Source organism: Paludibacter propionicigenes WB4, assembly GCF_000183135.1.
GTDB lineage: Bacteria > Bacteroidota > Bacteroidia > Bacteroidales > Paludibacteraceae > Paludibacter > Paludibacter propionicigenes.
Window position 1 is genome coordinate 457,759 of the sequence record NC_014734.1, and the last position, 21,062, is coordinate 478,820.

A 21,062-nucleotide genomic window follows, 5' to 3' on the forward strand; every position below is an offset into this window, starting at 1 on the left:
GTTTTGCTGTAAGGCTTTCCTGAATGACTATTTTTCGGCAATCGGAGTTTTATTGCTCTTTATTATCAACCAAATTCCCCAAATGATAAATGGAATACTAAGAATTTGTCCCATATTAAGAATCATGCCCGACTCAAAACTTTCCTGATTCAGTTTTATAAATTCCAAGATAAAACGTGAACCGAAAATACCGATAAGAAAAACGCCAAAGATCAAACCGTTCTTTTTATACGCTTCTTTTTTCCAGTATAACCACCAGGTAACCACAAAAGTTAGCAGACAATAGATCATTTCATATATCTGGGTAGGATGCATGGGCTCTGTTTGTCCATCGCGCAGGAAAATAAATCCCCAGGGTAGGGAAGTGGCACTGCCGTAAATCTCAGAATTCATAAGATTTCCCAACCGAATAGCGGCTCCACAGATAGCTACACCTATAACCAAGCGGTCGAAAACCCAGATGTAACCTTTTTTCGATACATTTTTATTATAGAAAAATATGGCTATCAAAATTCCGATAGCGCCACCATGACTGGCCAAACCACCCCGCCAGATGTATAATAACTCCCACGGATGCGAAAGGTAATGATTGCCGTATTTGAAGGTTATGCCCAGGAATGTTGCAGGTTCGGGTAATAACTGCCATTCGTAGAACAGGCAGTGACCCAGACGGGCACCAACTATAGCACCCACTACTGTGTAAATGAAAAGCTTGTCCAGCCATTCCGAAGGTAGTTTCTCGTGCTTGAAAAGTCGTTGCACAATCAGCAAAGTGGCGTAAATACCCACAGCCCATAAAAATCCGTACCAGCGAACAGTCAATGGTCCGAGATGAAATAATACGGGATCAACAGTCCAGTTAATGTAGCCTAATAACATAGATATCAATATTAAATTTAAACCCCTAACCCCTAAAGGGGAACATAATTACTTCGTATATATTATTTCACATACAATAGTAACTTCAATTCCCCCTTTAGGGGTTAGGGGTTGCTTATTAATTAGCGCCGTGGCAATTTTTGTATTTCTTTCCGCTTCCGCAAGGGCAAGGGTCGTTTCGTCCCACTTTTTTCTCTACACGTATCGGTTCATGGTGTTGAAGCTCGCGTGTATCTTGTTTGGTTGGATCCTCGCTACGGCTGTCTGCATCGTCTTTTTGAGTTTTGTATTTGCTCAAATCCATGCGTTGACTTGGACGGGCTTCACGAACCTGTTCCGGCTCACGCATCGGAATTTGACCGCGCATAAGAATCGCGAGCACTTTACGGTTCATTGAGTCAATCATTTCTTTGAATAACCCGAACGATTCCAGTTTATAGATCAAAAGAGGATCTTTTTGTTCGTAACTTGCATTCTGAACCGAGTTGCGCAACTCATCCAACTGACGAAGATGTTCTTTCCACTCATCATCGATCACATAAAGCAGCGTTTGTTTTTCAAACGATTTTACCACTTCACGCGCTTCGGTATTATAAGCAGTTTTCAGGTGCGTTGTAATATTGAATACCCTTTTTCCATCCGAAATTGGAATAAGTATGCTTTCATATTGTTGACCTTTTTGCTCATAAACGTCTTTAATTACAGGATAAGCAATAGAAGCCAGTTTATCCATCTTGCGTTTAAAAGTTTCCAGTGCAGCTTCAGTAACCTTTTGGCTCAGAACGTTGGCTTTGGTGCTTGTAAATTCTTCCTGACTAAAAGGAACATCCATGGCGAAAACCTTGAGTAATTCATCCTCCAGCTCTTCGTAGTCACCATTGTTACGGGTGCTTTCCACAATATTCTCTACGGTATCGTAAATCATATTGGTAATATCCACTCCGATACGTTCTCCCATCAAAGCGTGGTGACGTTTTGAGTAAACCACCTCGCGTTGTGAGTTCATTACATCGTCGTACTCCAACAGGTTTTTACGTCTACCGAAGTTGTTTTCTTCTACTTTTTTCTGTGCACGTTCTATCGATTTTGAAATCATTGAATGTTCAATCATTTCACCTTCTTCGAAGCCCAGTTTATCCATAATGCCCGAAATACGCTCAGATCCGAACAGACGCATCAAATCATCTTCCAGTGAAACGTAGAAAACAGATGAACCCGGATCGCCCTGACGACCGGCACGTCCACGTAACTGACGGTCCACACGACGGCTTTCATGACGCTCAGTACCGATAATGGCCAAACCACCGGCATCTTTTACTTCCTGCGTCAGTTTAATATCGGTACCACGACCCGCCATATTGGTGGCTATGGTTACAGTGCCTTTTTGTCCGGCTTCAGCTACGATTTCAGCTTCGCGTTGGTGCAATTTGGCATTCAGTACATTGTGTTTTATTTTGCGACCGGTAAGCATACGGCTCAGCAATTCTGAAATTTCTACCGAAGTAGTACCCACCAGAACAGGACGTCCTTCGGCCACTAAGCGGTCAATTTCTTCGATTACGGCAGTATATTTTTCGCGTTTTGTTTTATAAACGCGGTCTTCCATGTCATTTCTTGCAATCGGTCTGTTGGTAGGAATAACAACAACATCCAATTTATAGATATCCCATAATTCGCCTGCTTCTGTTTCAGCTGTACCGGTCATCCCCGAAAGTTTATGATACATACGGAAATAGTTTTGCAGCGTAATGGTTGCAAAAGTCTGAGTAGCTGCCTCAATGGTTACGCGCTCTTTAGCCTCAATAGCCTGGTGCAAACCATCGGAATAACGACGACCGTCCATAATACGACCGGTCTGTTCATCTACAATTTTTACCTTATTTTCAATTACCACATATTCAATATCTTTTTCGAATAATGTGTAGGCTTTCAATAATTGATTAATTGTATGAACGCGTTCTGACTTGATAGAGTAGCTTTGAAGAATTTCGTCTTTAACGGTTTGCTTTTCTTCAGCGCTAAGGCTTTTATTTTTTTCCAACTCAGCTATTTCGCTACCTACGTCAGGCAATACAAAGAAATGTGCGTCGTCTGTGTTATCGGTAATTAAATCAATACCTTTATCGGTAAGTTCAATTGTATTGTTTTTTTCGTCAATGACAAAGTAAAGCGGATCGGTAGCAATGTGCATATTCCGGTTGTTTTCCTGCATGTAAAACTCTTCAGTTTTAAGCAACAACGCTTTCATTCCCTGTTCGCTGAGGTATTTAATCAACGGTTTGTTCTTAGGCATACCTTTATACGAACGGAATAGGGTCAGAGCTCCTTCTTCCTGTTGTTTTTTATCATCCGATTTCAATAAGTTACGGGCATCGGCAAGGTATTTAGTTGCCAGTGCTTTTTGGGCATTAACCAACCGTTCTACTTTCGGGCGTAATTCTTCAAATAACTGATCTTCTCCTTTTGGTACCGGACCAGAGATAATTAACGGTGTACGAGCATCATCAATCAAAACCGAGTCAACCTCATCCACAATCGCATAATTATGTTTACGTTGAACCAGATCCAGTGGGGCAGTTGCCATATTGTCACGCAAGTAGTCGAACCCGAACTCATTGTTGGTTCCAAATGTAATATCTGCCAGGTAGGCTTGTCGGCGACTCTCTGAATTTGGCTGATGTTTATCGATACAATCTACTGTGAGTCCGTGGAACATGTATAATGGTCCCATCCATTCGGAGTCACGTTTTGATAAATAGTCGTTAACAGTAACCACATGCACACCATTACGTGTTAAAGCATTCAGGAAAACAGGAAGGGTCGCTACCAGCGTTTTTCCTTCACCGGTACCCATTTCAGAGATTTTTCCTTTGTGTAGTACTACACCACCGAATAATTGTACATCGTAATGTACCATCTCCCATTTAATGATGTTTCCACCGGCAGACCATTGATTTTTATAATGGGCTTTGTCTCCGTGTATGGTTACGAAATCATGATTTGCTGCCAAATCGCGGTCAAAGTCATTGGCGGTAACTATTACTTCGTCATTTTCGCTTAAACGGCGGGCAGTGTCTTTCATTATTCCAAATACTTCAGGCAATACTTCGTCCAGAATTTCTTCATATTTGGCAGTAATTTCTTTTTCGAGCTTATCTACTTCCGAATAAATCTTTTCACGCAGATCAATTTCAGTCTCTTCAATGCTTGCTTTCAGCTCTGCCACACGTGCAGTCTCTTTAGCCACATAATCCTGAATACGTGTTTTAATTGTTTCTGTACGAGCACGTAATTCGTCATTAGTAAGTGATACAATTTCAGAATAAGCTGCTTTTATCTTATCTACGTAAGGAGATATTTCTTTTAAATCCCGTTGTGATTTATTTCCCAGTAGTTTTCCTAAAAATTCATTAAATCCCATTTTTTCAATGTTTTATATAAATGTATTGGTGTGTTTTTGCCTGTTTTGTCAGATTTTCGGAAAAAGACTGACAAAGATACTATTTTTTCGTTTTAAATGCGTGTAAATATAAGTTTTATTCCATAACAATACTAAATGCAAAAAGCGCTCCAAATTTCTTTGAAGCGCTTTAATAATATATGGTCTATAGTTAAATATCAATAATAATCAGGTGTTCATACCACCGCATACATTGATAACTTGTCCGCTCACATAGCTTGATAAATCAGATGCAAGGAAAAGGGTTACTTTTGCCACTTCGTCAGGACTTCCGCCACGACGCAATGGAATAGTTTCATTCCATTTTGCACGTTGTTCTTCGGTTAGTGCATGAGTCATTTCTGTTTCGATAAAACCGGGTGCAATAGCATTAGCACGGATACCGCGCGAACCAAGTTCTTTTGCTACAGATTTTGCTAAACCAATCATTCCTGCCTTAGAAGCTGAATAGTTAGATTGACCGGCATTACCCGAAACTCCAACAACAGAGCTCATGTTGATAATGCTTCCGGCTTTTTGCTTCATCATGATTGGAGTTACAGCATGTATAAAGTTGAAAGCCGATTTAAGATTGACGTTGATAACGGCATCCCATTGACCTTCGCTCATGCGCATCATTAAACCATCTTTTGTGATACCGGCATTGTTTACCAATACATCAATACGGCCAAATTCTTTAGCTATTTCGGCAACTACAGTGTGAGTTTCGTCAAAATTAGCTGCGTTTGAAGCGTATCCTTTCGCTTTTACTCCTAATGCTTCAATTTCTTTTTGTGTGTTTAAGGCATTTTCGTCGATATTTAAATCGGTGAATGCAATGGCAGCACCTTCGCTTGCCAATTTAAGTGCAATTGCTTTTCCGATTCCACGTGCAGCTCCGGTTACGATAGCTACTTTTCCTTCTAGTAATTTCATAAAATATGTGGTTTTATTTTTAAAATAGAATACACTATGAATGCGATTGATTTGTAGCGTATTATTATGGTTTTAGATGAGTAAACGACTATTTTTTTTCTAAACTCTAATTGATAGTTGTTTTTTTTCGGTTGCAAAGATAGTTCTTTTTTCCTAAACCCATAAAAAACTTGCATAGAATGAACACTTTTGTGCATAAAACAAAGCATCTCATAATAGTTTACGAGATGCTTTGTTTAATTTTATTATTGTCTTACAGGAGTTAAAATCATTCTTCTAAGACTTTTCTGTTTGAGATTTTTATGCTCTTTTTGTGTTTGTAATTGCCTCATTTTTTCTGCTTTTACACTGGAAGAAGATGAGGAGTAATTAAAGTAACGCATTTTACCGCTGAACGTACCGGAAACTTTTGTTTTTATGTCATTGAAAAGTTGGTAGTTGATGTTGTATATGTCTCCGGTTTTAGTAAATGTGGCATTTCCGGTTAGCAAGGCTTCGGTTGATTTTCCTATATACCACGAGCCCCATTTATTGCCCGTTGAGGAAGAATAGCCGGGCACTAGCGTATTGGGTAGTAAATACTGGATTTGTAAGCCTGCCATCATCTCGTATGTTCCATCGGGGATGGTGTTGGTAACGCTAAGAGCTGTATTTAGTTCCAGCATTAGCATGTCACCATTCCCAGACATATTGTCCATGTTGATATTCTTGTCTCCCATTAATACAGTAAAATTATTGGCTGTTTTACTTGTGTATATATCACCCCAGTAATATAAATCTGCCTGAGTTAAAGCCGGGTAGACTGGCTTGATCTTGTTAATTAGGTCTACAGAGCCATTATATGTAAACTGGATTATTTCTTCTTTTGTCGAAATTAATTGCCCTTCAATCTTGAACCCGCTTCCATCTTTAGATATTTTATAATAACCGTCTTTGATGATATAGGATTTTGCATTGGAACCTATGGTGTTAATATTTGTGCCAATGACAAATGTGTCTCCCTCATAACTAACTGTATCGCCCGGAATGAAAGTCTTGGGAGCTCTGGTGTTGGCTATCGAGTAAGTTCCTTCGCTCAGGGTGCTATCCGATGCCGCAATATTGAAATCAATGTACAGGTAACTTCCGGTTCCTTGCAGATTTCCGCTGGGGTCAATGCTTAACGTATTTTCAAGAAGATACATTGTGAGATTATTAGACCCGACTTTGAAATAGTCTCCCCAAAATGAGGCAGATGTTTTTGTGAAGACAAAATCAGTATTCTTTTTGATAACTGTGATTTGGCATTTAGCTGTTTTACCTCCGGCTTCAGCAGTAATTGTAGCTGAACCTTCGCTGATAGCATTAATAATACCACCGGAGACCTGTACGATGCTGGTGGAACTTGACGACCATGTTATTGGAAATTTATTTATATCTCCATCGTATAACAAGTTTGCCAATAGGGTGTCTTTTTCGCCAACCTTGAGTGTTATTCTGTTATAATTCAGGTTTACGCGAGTCACCTCATCTTTTCTGCAGGCGGAAAATGAGAGTAATACAATAAGGACAGTCAGTAAACTTAATTTCATTGCTTTAAGGTTAAAGTATAACTACAGACATAAAAATTTAGAATACAAATATAATACTAATTATCATGTTAGTATAACAATTGTATGATTTTCGGTATAAAAATTATCAATTATATAAAAAAGAATCGCCTGATTTATCAGGCGATTCTTTCATTGAATATTGATTGAATTTAATTTAGGCGTTCATCGAAACTAAAAACTCATCGTTATTTTCAGTACGTTCCATTCGGTCTTTTAAGAATTCCATTGCTTCCATAGAATTCATGTCTGCCAAATGGCGACGAAGTATCCACATACGATTTAATGTGTCCTGATCTAAAAGCAGATCGTCACGACGCGTACTTGATGCCATAATATCCACAGCAGGGAAAATACGTTTATTTGATAATTTACGGTCGAGTTGTAGTTCCATGTTACCGGTACCTTTAAATTCTTCGAAAATTACTTCGTCCATTTTTGATCCGGTCTCTGTCAGTGCAGTTGCAATGATTGTTAAACTACCACCGTTTTCAATGTTTCTGGCTGCTCCAAAAAAACGTTTAGGTTTGTGCAATGCATTAGCATCAACACCACCCGAAAGAATCTTGCCCGATGCCGGCGAAACCGTGTTGTAAGCGCGAGCCAAACGGGTAATAGAATCAAGCAGAATAACTACATCTTGTCCGCATTCTACCATACGTTTTGCTTTTTCGTGAACCATGCTGGCGACTTTTACGTGGCGTTCTGCAGGTTCATCAAAAGTAGATGATACAACTTCAGCACGCACGCTGCGAGCCATATCGGTTACTTCTTCCGGACGTTCATCGATCAATAATACAATCATGTAAACTTCAGGATGATTAGCTGCTATTGCATTGGCTATATCTTTTAATAATACAGTTTTACCTGTTTTAGGTTGCGCAACAATTAATCCGCGTTGACCTTTACCAATTGGCGAAAATAAATCAACCATACGCGCAGACAAAGTGTCGTTTTTGCCACTGCAAAGATTAAATTTAGTATCGGGGAAAAGTGGAGTCAGATGTTCAAATGGTACACGATCGCGCACATATTCAGGCGAACGACCATTAATTTGAGCTACTTTAATTAGCGGGAAGTATTTTTCTCCTTCTTTTGGAGGGCGTATAGCGCCTTTTACGGTATCTCCTGTTTTTAAACCAAAAAGTTTAATTTGAGATTGTGATACATATATATCATCAGGCGATGCCAGATAATTATAGTCTGCAGAGCGAAGGAAACCATAGCCATCGGCCATCATTTCTAACGTTCCTGTTCCTTCTAGTATACCATCAAAGTCGAATTGTTTTTCTCCTTTTTCTGGTCGTTGATTGAACTTGTTGCGATTGTTATTTCCGTTATTTCCGTTATTCCCGTTGTTCTGGTTATTATTTTGTTTAACCGCTTTAATTTCTGCAGTTTCCAATATTGGTTTTGGAATTTCAGATTCGTTAGTCGGTTGGTTTTCTGTAGATTCAGGAACGAATAAAGTTTCTTCGATAGATTCGCTTTCAAGCCTGTCTTCTAGTACTATAATTTTGGTCGGAGGAGCAATGGTAGCAGAAGTTTGTGTCTCTTTTGCCTCAATTTTTTCAGCATCATCTGCCGATGGTTTGATTACAATAGGCTTTGCACTTTTTTGTTTTGGCTTATTGACTTTTTTTGCCGGTTTAGTTTCCTTAACTGCATTTTCAAGCGGTTTGGCATCCTCTTTTACTACTGCTTCTACAGGCTTGACAATTAAAGGTCTTTGTTCTTTAATCTCTTTTTGTTCAGGTTTTTGCGTTGGGTTTTCAACAGGTTGTTTTGCTGCCTGTTGCTGCGCCTTTTGTTCAGGTGTCTTTTTAATAGGCACTCTGAGACGTTTTTTACGATCAATTTCCTGATTTTCATTAGTGATAGTTTTGCGTTGTGCATTTACAACGGCTTGTTGGTCCAGAATGTCATAGACCAAAGTTTCTTTTTTTGCTGAATTTGATACTTTCAGACCCAATGCGGTTGCGATATCCTTTAGCTCGGACAGTTCTTTCGCATTCAATTGCAAAATGGTGTAATTACTCATAAAGTGATGAATAAACGTTGTTGGTGAGGTTTTCCATTAAAGGAAAAAACGTTGTTGTGTGAATGTTAAGTTTTTTGATTGTGTGACAATAGCAGGACTGCTGTTGCGATTTGAAAACGTTGCAAATGTACGACTTTAATTTTAAATGGACAAATATATTGTATTTTTATTTAAAATATATTGATTTCAGCGCTAAAGCGCACCGAATGTTTTTATAAATTGGGAATACGATAAGCCTGCTTCAATTGAAATAAATAAATTTATTCAACAGTTTTTACATCTTTCTTAGCTTCACTAAGTAAATAGGTAAGTATTGTGGCTTTTTGTTCGTCAGTAATTCTGGAGCGTTTTTGCATTTTATCCATTATACCCGGCCATTGTTCTTGTGTGTAATTACCTGGTTCTTTAAGTTTATGGCAACGAACACAGCTGTTTTCGTATAATGTCTTTCCTAAAGGCAATATTTCTGCAGGAGTTTGACTTTTTATTGAGTCGTTGGGAGTGGCCGAGAACATTGTTGTGCCACAAAAAAGGAATGATGCTATGATTAGCAAATAAATGCGTTTTGAATTCATACTTGATTTTTTTACTGTATTTTAAACGTCAAATCCTGTTATTTTGTTGTTATTGATAAAGAAATTATCTATTCTGTCTCTGTTTTTCTTGGGTGAGAATACAATATTATATTCAACTTTTACAATATTGTTTTCTTTTCCTGTTTTTATTCTGGTAAAACGTATACGAAGATTATTTAATTCATTTTCAAGTTCTTCTATAGAATAATCAGCAGCTCTGAAATGAACTTCGTAGGTTTTTATTTGATGCAAACTTTCAATTAAACGCTCAAGTCTGGTAAGTACAACCAACACTACTAATACAATAAATACAACCAAGGCTGCTAATGCATAATGCTTCAGACCTATACTCATCCCAATAGCAGCTGCCATCCATATTATTGCTGCCGAGGTTATTCCTCTTACATTTACGCCTTCTTTAAAAACAACTCCGGCTCCAATAAAACCAATACCAGTAACGATATTTGAAGCTATGCGATCACCTCCAGAAAGCGAAACAGAAAGTATGCTGAATAAACATGAGCTGACGCAAATCAAAATCATAGTTCTGAACCCCGCCGGTTTATTATGATATTCTCTTTCTAAACCAAGTATGGAGCCGGCTATTAGAGCTGCAAAAATTTGAATAAATTGCTCTGGATTAGGTTGCATTGCGTGTGATTTAAATTGTTGTACTTAAAAAATAATCATTTCAAGAATAAAAATCACTCATACGAAGAACATAGCATTGGGGCTAAAAGTTCATATAAGTGATTATTTTGAGATTATGAAGCTACAAAAAGCTCCCTGAAATTATATGTCGTTTATTATTTGCTTTCTACAGTAATTGTTTGGAAATGCAGTCACAGCTGTTGCTTATATCCAAGCTCTCAGCTATTCAGCGGTAAAAATAGACATAATTCAGAACTTAACTGCATTTTTGTGTTATATATTTAGATTTAAAGGTTATTTTGTTCAAACAATTTGGTTTAAATATTCATGAGGAATTCAATGTTGTTTTCTATAACTATAATATCTGAGTGTGCTTAATGTTTTGTTAATTGAGTTTTTATAGAAGAAATGCATTGTATGAAAAGGTGTTGGCTGAACATATGAATTTTCTATTAAAAAAATAGATAACATTGATAACTAAAAATATTATTAGTAATTTTACAGCATTGAATAAACTTTTTGAATAATAATAAGTCTAACTAAGCCATGAAAGAACCTGTTGGCCGTAAAATGGACAGAATAGCTCGAATGTTCTGGCTAGAGCTTAACGGTCACTTATCTCATCTCGACATTAATCGCTCGTTCTATCCGCTGTTGTTGATAGAAGCTGGTAATGGTATTACGCAGCAGGAGTTGGCAAATAAACTATTGTGCGACAAGGTACAAGTTGTTCGTATAATAGATTATCTGTCGTCCAATGGTTATGTCGAACGCGTTCAGAGTGTAACTGATAAACGAAAATATAAACTTACTATAACCAACAAAGCGCGACTTGCTTTACCCGATATTAAAAATGCAATCGGTCAAACTACTTCGTGCGCATTCGATGGTTTATCCACAGACAGCATTGAAGAGCTCTACAAGACACTTTCTGTTATTGAGAGAAATCTTGAAACAAAAGAATTGTAAAGTTTAAATGTACTATATAATCAAGCGAACAATTAACAACATGATTCTCATATGAAAAAAAAATCAACTCTCTGGATTGCCGTAATAATGATATTACTGGTGGCGTTCTTTTTGAAAATAGGTTTTTCAAAACCATCTGAAAAAGAGAATAAACGAGACCCAAAAGAAAAGAAACAGAAAAAAGTGGAAACTTACGTTTTGAAACCATCGCTCCTGATAACTGAAATTTCTGTTTCAGGTTCCTTAATGGCTTACGAAGCAGTAGATTTGAAAAATGAGGTAGCCGGAAGAGTGGTAATGATTAATTTACCGGAAGGTAAGTTTGTGAAAAAAGGTGCTTTGTTGGTGAAGCTTTTTGACGATGACCTGCAGGCTACTCTTAAAAAACTGCAATCACAACTGGCTATACAACAGCAGGTTTATAATCGCCAATCCGAATTGCTTAAAGTGAATGGTATTACGCAGAATGATTATGATCAAACCAGTTTGCAACTCAATTCGTTAAGGGCTGATATTGAAGTAGAAAAAACACTGATACGTAAAACCGAAGTTCGTGCACCTTTTGATGGTGTGATAGGATTGCGTAATATAAGTGTAGGTGCGATTATCACACCATCGACTTTGCTGGCAACTATACGCACAGAAAATAAGATAAAGATTGATTTTAGTGTTCCTGAAAAATACAGCTCATCGGTAAGAACCGGTATGAAGGTGAAATTCAGTATGAGTAATCCGCAGAAGGTGTATGATGCAACGGTGATAGCAACCGAAGAAGGTATCGATGCTTCAACCCGTAATTTGAAGGTGAGAGCTGTTGTCAATAGCCGTTCGCCTGAAATGATAGCCGGTGCTTTTGCAAATGTGACATTAAGACTAAACGAAAATCCAAATGCTTTGCTAATACCCACACAATGTATTATTCCTCAGGAGGACAGCAAAACAGTCATTGTTTCGCGGAAAGGGAAGGCTCATTTTGTAACGATTAAAACAGGAGTTCGCCAATCATCTAAAGTTGAAGTTACTGAAGGTTTGCAAGTGGGTGATTCTGTTGTAACTTCAGGATTGCAATTTTTGAAAGAAGGTAATCCATTGAAATTTTCATCTGTAAAAAAATAATTATGACCATTTCAGATATAGCATTAAAACGACCAATAGGCTCCATTGTACTAAGTCTTGTTATTATTTTAATGGGTGCGGTTGGATTCAACTTTTTGTCGGTACGCCTTTATCCTGCTATCGACCCACCAATTATCACCGTGCAGACAAGCTATACGGGAGCTAATGGGGAAATTATTGAATCCCAAATTACCGAACCGCTTGAAAAAGCGATTAATGGTATTGAAGGGGTAAAATCTATTTCTTCGCAGTCGGCCATTGGCTCGAGTAATATTACAGTTGAATTTGAATTAGGTGCTGACCTTGAAAAGGCAGCTAATGACGTGCGTGATAAAGTTTCGCAGGGGATGAGAAGTCTTCCGCAAGACATTGATGCACCGCCTATTGTTACCAAAGCAGATGCTAACGGTGATCCGATTATTATGCTCACAGTTCAAAGTGCCAATATGAATGCAATAGAGCTGAGTGATTATGCTGAGACTGTTTTGCAGGAAAAATTGCAAACCATACCCGGAGTTAGTTCGGTGTCAATTTTCGGACAGCAACGTCCGGCTATGCGCTTGTGGTTCAATCCTGCCAAGATGGCTGCGCTCAATGTCACCCCCGGTGATGTAAGCACTGCACTTCAAAAAGAAAACGTGGAAATGCCCGGTGGAAAAATACGGGGTAACGCAACTGAACTTACAGTGAAAACCTTTGGAAGATTACTTACAGAGAAGGATTTCAATAATTTAATTATAAGACAAACCGATAATCAGGTTATTCGTTTGAGTGATATTGGTGAGGCGGTTCTGGGTCCTCAAAATGAAGAATCGGGTGGAACTATCAATGGAAATACAGGGTTAAACCTGGCCATTATCCCATTGCCGGGAGCTAACACTATTCAGATTTCTGATGAATTCAACAAACGTTTAGCCCAGATTAAGCTCAACTTACCCAAAGGTGTGGAACTGAATGTCGGACGCGATAAATCAGATTTTGTTCGTCAGTCAGTGAAGGATGTAGTTGAAACCTTGCTGATTTCTATTTTTCTGGTAGTACTTATTATATTCTTATTTTTCCGTAACTGGATTATTGCACTGCGTCCGTTGATAGATATTCCTGTATCACTTGTCGGAACGTTCTTTATCATGTATATTTTCGGGTTTTCCATAAATGTACTGTCCTTACTCGGAATTGTATTGGCCACCGGATTAGTGGTGGATGATGGTATTGTAGTAACGGAAAATATATTTAAACGTATTGAGCAGGGAATGAATAAATTTCAGGCAGCGCTGGAAGGTACACGCGAGATATTTTTTGCGGTTATTTCCACTTCGCTTACACTGGCCATTGTGTTTATTCCTGTTATTTTCTTGCAGGGCTTTACCGGACGTCTTTTCCGCGAATTCGGTATAGTGGTGGCTAGTGCAGTACTTATTTCTGCCTTGGTTTCGTTAACGCTTACGCCCGTATTAAATGTGTTTTTGGGTGGATCTGCTTCTCATCACTCAAACTTTTATGTGAAAAGCGAGTTTTTCTTTGTCGGAATGGAAAAGAAGTACAGACGTTTTCTATCCTTTTTTATAAAGAATAAATGGATTTCATTTTCAATTCTTGGTTTATGTATTGTTATTATATTTGCGCTTGGCAGAAACCTTAAGTCGGAATTAGCTCCTCTCGAAGATCATAGTTACATCCGTACAAGTATCACTACTCCTGAAGGTACAGAGTATACCTCGACGCAAAAGATAATAGATAACCTGGCTAAAACCACGATGGAGAAGTTCCCTGCTGCTAAATATACCTTAGCACGTTATGGTGGCGGTGGTCCTGGTTCGGGAGTTAATGGCGGATCGCTGATGATTTTCCTTTCAGACCCAACGAAGCGTAAGTTATCACAACAGGAGATTTTCAAACGTATGGGTAAGATTAATGACTCTGTTCCTGATGCTCGCGTTATTGCCAGTCAGGAGCCAACTATTGCCACTTCCAATTCCAGAGGTTTACCGGTTCAGTTCGTATTGCAGAACCTCGATTTTGATAAAATCCAGGCTGTATTGCCTAAATTTATGGAAGAAGCCCAGAGTAGTCCGGTTTTCAGTAATGTGGATGTGGATTTGAAGTTTAATAAACCGGAACTGAATATTACTGTAAACAGATTAAAAGCAACCAGCCTTGGAATTAATGAACGTGATATAACCAACGCCTTGAATCTTGCTTTCAGTGGTAGTCGTTATGGATATTTCTTGCGTAACAACAGGCAATATTACGTTATTGGGCAAATGGAACGTCAGGACAGAAATGTTCCTGCCGATATTTCCTCGATGTATATCAGATCTAATAGTGGCAGCATGATACAGCTCGACAACTTAGTGGAAATGAAAGAAAATAGTTCACCGCCTGTTTTATATCATTTCAATAGGTATAAGTCAGCAACCGTTTCTGCAAACCTTGCCGAAGGTAAAACGCTGGGCGAAGGAATTGCCGAGATGAATCGCATTGCAGACAAACTGCTTGATTCGAGCTTTACCACAGCGCTTTCAGGTCCGTCCAGAGATTTTGCCGAAAGTAACTCTAATATCTCTTTCGCTTTGATTCTGGCTCTGTTGCTTATCTACCTGATTCTGGCTGCGCAGTTTGAAAGTTTTCGCGATCCGTTTATTATTATGCTTACAGTTCCGATGGCTATTGCAGGAGCTATGCTCTCGTTGTGGATATTCGGTCAGACACTGAATATTTTCTCTGAAATCGGTATGATTCTGCTTATTGGTATTGTGACTAAGAATGGTATTCTTATCGTTGAATTTGCCAATCAGAAGCGAAAATTGGGCATGAATAAACGGGTAGCAGCATTCGAATCGGCTGCAGCTCGTTTCCGTCCGATTTTGATGACTTCGCTGGCTACTATTTTCGGTGCGTTGCCTATTGCATTGGCTTTAGGTGCCGGATCAACCAGTCGTATACCATTAGGTATTGTTGTGGTGGGAGGTTTATGCTTTTCGTTATTACTAACTTTATTTGTTATTCCGATTATGTATATCGTTATGTCAAGTAAAAATAAAACCAACATTGAGGAATGAAAAACAAAACTATAGATATAATGAAGATAAGCGTTTTGTTCATCTTATTTTTAGGTTGTACTACTGTCGGTGCTCAAAACAAACTGACTATAGAGGATGCTATCAAAACAGCTTTGAAAAAGAATTTTGATATACGTGTAGCCGAAAATGATGCGGAAATAACCAGAGTGAATAACACTGCCGGAAATGCCGGTATGCTGCCTACGGTGGCTCTTACGGGTTCCGGTAACTACAGTGTGAATAATTCTACTCAGAAGCTCAGTAACGGGACTGAAACGAATATACCATCACTTTCCACAACGGCTCTTTCTGCTGGTGCTCAACTAAGCTGGAACCTGTTTGATGGAGGTAAAATGTTCGTTACCAAAAGCAAACTGAACGAAATTCAGGCTTTGGGTGAAATTCAGTTTAAAGAGAAAGTCACGCAGACTTTGTACAACGTAATAGCTGCATATTACAATGTTGTCCGCCAAAAGCAACAACTGAATTCGATTAAAGAAGCGTTGAATTATAATTTTACCAGAGTTACTATAGCTCAGACCGGTTATAATGCGGGTTCGAGATTGAAATCGGAATTGTTGCAATCCAAAATAGATATGAATGTTACGACTGAGAATGTCATAAATCAGGAATTTGCGATTGATGAAGCATTAAAAACGCTGAATCTGCTATTGGGCAAAAGTGCCACTGAATCTATTGAGATTTCAGATTCAATTCCGTTGGGATACGAGCCCGATCGGGCACTGCTGTTTAATAAGCTAAACAAATCAAATGCATCCATTCTAAACTTTCAGAAACAAATTGAGATTGCTAACCTGGCTTTGAAAGAAAGCCGTGCTTCTTATCTGCCCACACTGAGTTTAAAAGGTGGTTATTATGCTTCGCGTACGGTGAATTCGGCAGGTTCTCTGTTGCAAAACAACTCTAATGGGCCTCAGGTTGGAGGAACGTTGGTTATTCCGTTGTACAACGCCGGAGAAACAAGACGGAAAGAAACTACCGCCAAAATACAGGCGCAGTCTGCAGAGCTTGACTTACAAAACATAAAATTGCAGGTGAATACAGAGCTGACGAATACATTGACAGAGTTTGAGAACCAACAGCAATTGTTGAAAATTGAATCTGAAAATAACCAGTTAGCCAAAGAAAATCTACAAATCAGTATTGACAGATTGAAACACGGACAAGCGACTTCGCTGGAGGTTCATTTAGCACAGGAAGACTATGTGCAATCCAATACCCGTCTGATAAATTTCAGGTATAACCTGAAACTGGCTGAAACTAAACTAAAACAACTGGTTTCTGAGTTGTAATTTCCTTAGACATAAAACTTACTAAAACAAAAATGCCCATCGAATTATCGATGGGCATTTTTTATTGTTGCAATAAAGCTGTTTTCACAGCTTTTAAATCTATTCTATATCCAGTAATATATCATCTTGCAATACAGCTTGTCCGGCTTCTACAGAAATGCTTTTAATCACACCGTTCTTTTCAGAAAGAATGTTGTTTTCCATTTTCATAGATTCCATTACCAACAACAAGTCACCTTGTTTTACGGTGTCACCAACTTTGGCAACAACACGTATAATGCTGCCTGGAAGCGGAGCTTTCAGCGCATTAGCACTTGGTTTACCTGCTGATTTTGGTACTGGTGCAGCAGTAATTTTGTTTTCGCCCGGTTTTGACTGTACTTCTTTACGAACTAAAATAGGAGTTTTAAGGGTGTTTACCTCTTGTTCCAATCCTACTGCGTACGATTTTCCATTCACTTCTATTTCGGCCTGATTACCTTCTATCGATTTGACATTCACACTGTATGAAGCCCCATCTATTGTAAATTTGAATTTCTTCATATCTTATTATCTGATACTGTTGTTTATACCATAAATTTTTGAACTCCAGGGTGAGTAGCGTCTTTCGATTCGTTTAATCGTAATAACATTACTTTCATTGTCGTGAACCTCGTCATAAAACAAATGCAAAGCCATTGAAATAGCCACGATATCTGCTGACGGAATTTCACCGTTTACCTTGTCTTCAACTGTTTCTTCAGACTTGGTTTTCTTACCAAAAAGTTTATCAAATATCATAGGACTAATTATAAAGGTATATTATTGTGTTTTTTAGGCGGATTAACCACTTTTTTAGTTTCCAGCGCCTGGAATGCGCGAATTACACGGAAACGTGTATTACGTGGTTCAATAATATCATCGATATAACCATAAGAGGCTGCCTGATATGGATTAGCGAATTTGTCTTTATACTCATTCACTTTTTCACTGACGAATGCTGCTTTTTCTTCCGGATCGGTAATTTTAGAAATAGAGCGTCCTTCCAATACTTCAATAGCACCGGCTGCACCCATTACGGCGATTTCAGCAGTTGGCCATGCGTAGTTAAAGTCACCACGAAGTTGTTTACAGCTCATTACGTCGTGTGCTCCACCGTACGATTTACGGATTGTTACAGTTACCTTAGGAACTGTAGCCTCGCCATAAGCAAACATCAATTTAGCACCGTGCGAAATGATACCGGCATACTCTTGTCCAGATCCGGGAAGGAATCCGGGAACATCAACCAATGTCAATACAGGAATGTTGAACGCATCGCAGAAACGAACGAAACGGGCTGCTTTACGTGAAGCATCACAGTCAAGCACACCAGCAAGGAAGTTAGGCTGATTAGCCACAATTCCGGTAGGGGCACCGTTGAAACGAGCAAAACCGACAATGATATTACGAGCGTAGTGTTGGTGAACTTCCAGGAATTCATCGTTGTCCACAATACCGTGAATGATATCCTTCATGTCGTAAGGCATGTTCGGATTGTCTGGCACAATAGAGTTTAGTTTGTCATCCAAACGAACAATAGGATCTGTGTTTTCGAATAACGGAGCTTCTTCCAGGTTGTTCGAAGGCAGATAAGAAAGCAACTTACGGATAAGCAGGATACCTTCTTCTTCGTTTTCGGCTTTGAAGTGCGATACACCCGATTTGCGTGAGTGAATATCGGCACCACCAAGATCTTCTGTAGAAATATCTTCACCGGTAACCGATTTTACAACTTTAGGTCCTGTTACGAACATGTAGCTGTTATCTTCAGTCATCAATACAAAGTCGGTAAGGGCAGGAGAGTACACAGCACCACCGGCACATGGTCCGAAGATAGCTGAAATCTGAGGAATAACTCCCGAAGCCATAATGTTACGTTGGAAAATTTCCGCATAACCGGCCAATGAAGTTACACCTTCCTGAATACGAGCACCACCCGAATCGTTAATACCAATCATTGGACAACCCATTTTCATGGCCATATCCATTACCTTACAAATTTTAAGCGCCATTGTTTCTGACAATGAACCTCCAAAAACTGTAAAATCCTGCGCAAAAACATACACAGTACGTCCGTCGATAGTACCATGACCGGTGACTACACCATCGCCAAGGTATTTTTCTTTTTCCAGACCGAAGTTGTTGCAACGGTGCGTAACAAACATGTCCAGTTCTTCGAAACTACCTTCATCCAGCAGCATTTCCAAACGTTCGCGAGCTGTAAACTTGCCTTTTGCATGCTGTGAAGCAATTCTTTTTTCACCACCTCCTAATTTGGCCTGAACGCGCAAATCAATGAGGTTTTTTACTTTTTGTTGATTTTCCATTTTTATATATATCAATAACTTTCAGATTCACACTACCAATACAAAATCACGTGTAAGTACCAGTCAAAATCTGTCGGCTTGTTAGAAATTACTTGTTTGGATCTTCACAAAGCTCGGTCAATACTCCGAAAGTAGATTTTGGATGCAGGAAAGCAATGTTTAGTCCTTCTGCACCTTTGCGTGGAGCTTTGTCGATAAGAGCTACACCGCGCTCAGCTGCTAAATCAAGTTTTGCCTGCAAGCCTTCTACTGCAAATGCAACGTGATGAACGCCTTCGCCTTTCTTTTCGATAAATTTTCCTACCGGACCTTCAGGGTCCGTTGACTCCAACAATTCAATTTTGGTTTGTCCTACTTTGAAAAAAGCTGTTTTTACTTTTTGCTCCGGTACTTCTTCTACAGCGTAACATGTTAATCCTAAAACATTTTCGTAGTAAGGGATAGCAGTCTCGAGACTTTTTACTGCAATACCTAAATGCTCAATATGAGTCGGTTTCATAATAATATAAGTTATAATAGTTTGATAATTCCGAACTGAAAACAAACCTGAATGCACGGAAAAGCAGGACAGTTTTTTTACGCTGATTACTGAAATTTTTCCGTATTTCAAATTTCGTGCAAATTTACATTAATTATTCTTCATTATCAACGAAATAGATGAATAATTTTCATATTTTTTCTTATTCTTGATTATCAGAAAGATAGAAAGAATATACAAAAACTGCATTTTTCTGTTGTATAGAATGAAAAAGTCTACCCGTTGAGGATAGACTTTGCTTTCATTTTTTATTCTTTTGCTGTAATATGGTTCTGTTTGTAAATGGATGACTTGTGTTTTAGATAATTTTGTAAGTAATTTTATTTTGCTAAAAAATAACAACCGTTGCCAATCGGTACTTTTGTCGGAATATTTCAGCACACGCAACTATATCCTGATCATTTACTTATGCTCTATGTATACACCCCGGGTTGCCGTTAAAACGCATTTCAGGTTTGTTTTTAGGCGGACAAAGGCTTGTGGATGTTCAAATTCTCAGCGAACCCCGAAAACCCCGGGCGGCATAATAAGATTCGGCACCATTGTGATACACAAAAACATGATTGTACCGACGATCGCAGAATATAGCTCCTCCCAGTGCTCTTATTTCTTTGGGAGTCACTATCCAACTCGAGGTTTTGGTGTCGAAAATTCCGAACTGTTGCAATTCGCGGTATTCCTGTTCCGTGAGTATCTCTATTCCCATTGCATTGGCCATGTCTACGGCACTGTTTGCAGGTGGGTATTCCTTGCGCGATTCAAGCGCTTCCCTGTCGTAGCATAAGCTTCTGCGTCCCTTGGGACTTTCGGCTGAGCAATCGTAGAAAACAAATTCTCCTGTTTCTGGGTCTTTTTTCAGCACATCGGGTTCTCCTCCGGTTCTTTCCATTTCGTTTAATGACCAAAGCTTTTCGCTATACGCGCTGAGTTTCAGTTCCACCGCATCCCATGTCAGGTCTGTATGTCGGTTCATATTTTTTACGAAACGGCTTTTGAGTGTTTTAAGCAGTTCGTGCTGTTCTGTTTCTGAAAGTCTGGTGGGGGTATTCGATGTCATACGAGCTGAGTTTTAAATATAAAAATTGCACCTGCAGGGAGTTTGATTAAATGTAAACTTCCTACAGGTGCAACGTACTTAGTGGATAAAATGTTTTTAGGGCATACTCATTTCCGCTCAGTAGTATTTATTTCCCGATACAGAAAGTATAACAGTCATTATATTAGATATATGATTCTATTGAGGTACAAATAGTGAAAAAACATATTGAAAAATCATACTTCTTTTAAAATAATAAAATACCTATATAAATAATAATTAAAATACTCCATTTATCGGATAGGCTATAGTTCGGTATTTCTGTATGAGTAAATTCATTTTTAATAATTAGATATCCTCACATATTCTTACTGCACTATTCTTGTATATGTTTATGATTTTTTGTTTTTTATCAAAAGACTTATTGCTGTCTATTTATTCATAATGCTAAGAGAATATAAGTAGTCAGCGTAGTTTGTTTATCGATCTATGATGTAGATATATTTAATTTTCTTCAAGATATAGCTGTTTTAATAAATATGCCTCAAGATGAGTTTGATGATAATAATC

General features: G+C 38.6%; 16 protein-coding genes. 4 read left to right on the forward strand and 12 right to left on the reverse strand.

Features of this window, described 5'->3' with window-relative positions; all coding sequences use genetic code 11:
• Positions 1-27: 27 nt before the first annotated feature.
• From lgt to PALPR_RS15245, 7 genes are all read right to left on the reverse strand, one after another.
• Positions 28-879, reverse strand: coding sequence for a prolipoprotein diacylglyceryl transferase (gene lgt / locus PALPR_RS01880; protein ID WP_013443908.1), 852 nt, complete (start codon positions 877-879; stop codon positions 28-30).
• Positions 880-997: 118 nt separating this feature from the next.
• Complete coding sequence (gene secA / locus PALPR_RS01885; protein ID WP_013443909.1) at positions 998-4,300, reverse strand: preprotein translocase subunit SecA; 3,303 nt, start codon at positions 4,298-4,300, stop codon at positions 998-1,000.
• 207 nt (positions 4,301-4,507) lie between these two features.
• Entirely contained in the window at positions 4,508-5,254 is a 747-nt protein-coding gene (fabG, locus tag PALPR_RS01890; protein WP_013443910.1) for a 3-oxoacyl-[acyl-carrier-protein] reductase, read from the reverse strand.
• Positions 5,255-5,499: 245 nt separating this feature from the next.
• Complete coding sequence (locus PALPR_RS01900; protein ID WP_013443912.1) at positions 5,500-6,825, reverse strand: Ig-like domain-containing protein; 1,326 nt, start codon at positions 6,823-6,825, stop codon at positions 5,500-5,502.
• Positions 6,826-7,000: 175 nt separating this feature from the next.
• Positions 7,001-8,884, reverse strand: coding sequence for a transcription termination factor Rho (rho, locus tag PALPR_RS01905; protein ID WP_013443913.1), 1,884 nt, complete (start codon positions 8,882-8,884; stop codon positions 7,001-7,003).
• Between the two features lie 260 nt (positions 8,885-9,144).
• A complete protein-coding gene (locus PALPR_RS15240; protein ID WP_013443914.1) occupies positions 9,145-9,459 on the reverse strand; it encodes a c-type cytochrome in 315 nt (104 codons plus the stop codon).
• Between the two features lie 21 nt (positions 9,460-9,480).
• The gene (locus PALPR_RS15245) at positions 9,481-10,110 is read right to left on the reverse strand and encodes an MgtC/SapB family protein (RefSeq protein ID WP_013443915.1); all 630 of its coding nucleotides are present in this window, start codon (positions 10,108-10,110) and stop codon (positions 9,481-9,483) included.
• Between the two features lie 546 nt (positions 10,111-10,656).
• On the opposite strand from PALPR_RS15245, the gene PALPR_RS01920 reads away from it, so the two are divergent.
• Genes PALPR_RS01920 through PALPR_RS01935 form a run of 4 tightly spaced genes read left to right on the forward strand, consistent with a single transcriptional unit; the run spans position 10,657 to position 16,570 of the window.
• Entirely contained in the window at positions 10,657-11,079 is a 423-nt protein-coding gene (locus tag PALPR_RS01920; RefSeq protein WP_013443916.1) for a MarR family winged helix-turn-helix transcriptional regulator, read from the forward strand.
• Positions 11,080-11,130: 51 nt separating this feature from the next.
• The gene (locus PALPR_RS01925; RefSeq protein WP_013443917.1) at positions 11,131-12,195 is read left to right on the forward strand and encodes an efflux RND transporter periplasmic adaptor subunit; all 1,065 of its coding nucleotides are present in this window, start codon (positions 11,131-11,133) and stop codon (positions 12,193-12,195) included.
• 2 nt (positions 12,196-12,197) lie between these two features.
• Positions 12,198-15,257: an efflux RND transporter permease subunit gene (locus PALPR_RS01930; RefSeq protein ID WP_013443918.1), complete on the forward strand. Its 3,060-nt coding sequence runs from the start codon at positions 12,198-12,200 to the stop codon at positions 15,255-15,257.
• Positions 15,254-16,570: a TolC family protein gene (locus tag PALPR_RS01935; protein ID WP_013443919.1), complete on the forward strand. Its 1,317-nt coding sequence runs from the start codon at positions 15,254-15,256 to the stop codon at positions 16,568-16,570. Before PALPR_RS01930 ends, PALPR_RS01935 begins: the two co-directional genes overlap by 4 nt.
• 99 nt (positions 16,571-16,669) lie before the next feature.
• Here PALPR_RS01935 and PALPR_RS01940 read toward each other — a convergent pair whose 3' ends face one another.
• From PALPR_RS01940 to PALPR_RS01965, 5 genes are all read right to left on the reverse strand, one after another.
• Entirely contained in the window at positions 16,670-17,113 is a 444-nt protein-coding gene (locus PALPR_RS01940; RefSeq protein WP_013443920.1) for a biotin/lipoyl-containing protein, read from the reverse strand.
• A gap of 6 nt (positions 17,114-17,119) precedes the next feature.
• Positions 17,120-17,350 (reverse strand): hypothetical protein, encoded by a 231-nt coding sequence (locus tag PALPR_RS16140; protein WP_013443921.1) that lies wholly within the window; start codon positions 17,348-17,350, stop codon positions 17,120-17,122.
• An 8-nt stretch (positions 17,351-17,358) separates the two neighbouring features.
• Positions 17,359-18,918: an acyl-CoA carboxylase subunit beta gene (locus PALPR_RS01950; RefSeq protein ID WP_013443922.1), complete on the reverse strand. Its 1,560-nt coding sequence runs from the start codon at positions 18,916-18,918 to the stop codon at positions 17,359-17,361.
• Positions 18,919-19,006: 88 nt separating this feature from the next.
• Positions 19,007-19,417, reverse strand: a complete 411-nt coding sequence (gene mce, locus PALPR_RS01955) for a methylmalonyl-CoA epimerase (protein WP_041620580.1) — start codon at positions 19,415-19,417, stop codon at positions 19,007-19,009.
• 526 nt (positions 19,418-19,943) lie between these two features.
• The gene (locus PALPR_RS01965) at positions 19,944-20,513 is read right to left on the reverse strand and encodes a DUF4256 domain-containing protein (RefSeq protein ID WP_013443924.1); all 570 of its coding nucleotides are present in this window, start codon (positions 20,511-20,513) and stop codon (positions 19,944-19,946) included.
• Between the last annotated feature and the right edge of the window lie 549 nt (positions 20,514-21,062).